Origin of the sequence: Lacticaseibacillus thailandensis DSM 22698 = JCM 13996 (assembly GCF_001436135.1) — a bacterium.
In the GTDB taxonomy this organism is placed as follows: domain Bacteria; phylum Bacillota; class Bacilli; order Lactobacillales; family Lactobacillaceae; genus Lacticaseibacillus; species Lacticaseibacillus thailandensis.
This window is the reverse complement of sequence record NZ_AYZK01000017.1, coordinates 1-1787: the sequence shown is the minus strand read 5'-3', so window position 1 is coordinate 1787 and position 1787 is coordinate 1. Positions and strand designations below refer to the sequence as shown.

Annotated in this window: 1 rRNA gene; it reads right to left on the bottom strand. The window is 50.0% G+C overall.

Features of this window, described 5'->3' with window-relative positions:
- Nucleotides 1-86: 86 nt before the first annotated feature.
- Nucleotides 87-1658, bottom strand: a 16S ribosomal RNA gene (locus FD19_RS09445).
- Nucleotides 1659-1787: the final 129 nt, after the last annotated feature.

Here is a 1787-nt window from a genome sequence, read left to right as displayed (position 1 = left end):
GGTAGTACCCTCAAAACTAAACAAAGTTTCATGTGTAGGTTTCCGATCGTTGCTTTAGTCTTGCGACGCCACAACGAATTCCTTAGAAAGGAGGTGATCCAGCCGCAGGTTCTCCTACGGCTACCTTGTTACGACTTCACCCTAATCATCTGTCCCACCTTAGACGGCTAGCTCCCCGAAGGGTTGCCCCACCGGCTTTGGGTGTTACAAACTCTCATGGTGTGACGGGCGGTGTGTACAAGGCCCGGGAACGTATTCACCGCGGCATGCTGATCCGCGATTACTAGCGATTCCGACTTCGTGTAGGCGAGTTGCAGCCTACAGTCCGAACTGAGATTGGCTTTAAGAGATTAGCTTGCCCTCGCGGGTTCGCAACTCGTTGTACCAACCATTGTAGCACGTGTGTAGCCCAGGTCATAAGGGGCATGATGATTTGACGTCGTCCCCACCTTCCTCCGGTTTGTCACCGGCAGTCTTACTAGAGTGCCCAACTTAATGCTGGCAACTAGTCATAAGGGTTGCGCTCGTTGCGGGACTTAACCCAACATCTCACGACACGAGCTGACGACAACCATGCACCACCTGTCATTCCGTCCCCGAAGGGAACTTTCTATCTCTAGAAATAGCAGAAGATGTCAAGACCTGGTAAGGTTCTTCGCGTTGCTTCGAATTAAACCACATGCTCCACCGCTTGTGCGGGCCCCCGTCAATTCCTTTGAGTTTCAACCTTGCGGTCGTACTCCCCAGGCGGAATACTTAATGCGTTAGCTGCGGCACTGAAGGGCGGAAACCCTCCAACACCTAGTATTCATCGTTTACGGCATGGACTACCAGGGTATCTAATCCTGTTCGCTACCCATGCTTTCGAGCCTCAGCGTCAATAACTGACCAGACAGCCGCCTTCGCCACTGGTGTTCTTCCATATATCTACGCATTTCACCGCTACACATGGAGTTCCACTGTCCTCTTCAGCATTCAAGTTTCCCAGTTTCCGATGCACTTCCTCGGTTAAGCCGAGGGCTTTCACATCAGACTTAAAAAACCGCCTGCGCTCGCTTTACGCCCAATAAATCCGGATAACGCTTGCCACCTACGTATTACCGCGGCTGCTGGCACGTAGTTAGCCGTGGCTTTCTGGTTGAATACCGTCAACGTCTGAACAGTTACTCTCAAACGTGTTCTTCTTCAACAACAGAGTTTTACGACCCGAAAGCCTTCTTCACTCACGCGGCGTTGCTCCATCAGACTTGCGTCCATTGTGGAAGATTCCCTACTGCTGCCTCCCGTAGGAGTTTGGGCCGTGTCTCAGTCCCAATGTGGCCGATCAACCTCTCAGTTCGGCTACGTATCATTGCCTTGGTGAGCCATTACCTCACCAACTAGCTAATACGCCGCGGGTCCATCTCTAAGTGACAGCCGAAGCCGCCTTTCAGCCTCAAACCATGTGGTTTGAGGATTTATACGGTATTAGCATCTGTTTCCAAATGTTATCCCCTGCTTAGAGGCAGGTTACCCACGTGTTACTCACCCATCCGCCGCTCACCGCTCTAAAATCACTTGGTGCAAGCACCGCATTCATTTAGTTAAGTTCGCTCGACTTGCATGTATTAGGCACGCCGCCAGCGTTCATCCTGAGCCAGGATCAAACTCTCATATAAAATATGAAGCTTGTTAAGCTCATTAATTTGTTAAAAAGCGAATTGACTTCGCAATGTTTAATTCTTCTTCAACCTAAGTTGAAGAACCTACACATATACGAAACTTTGTTCAGTTTTCAAAGTACTACC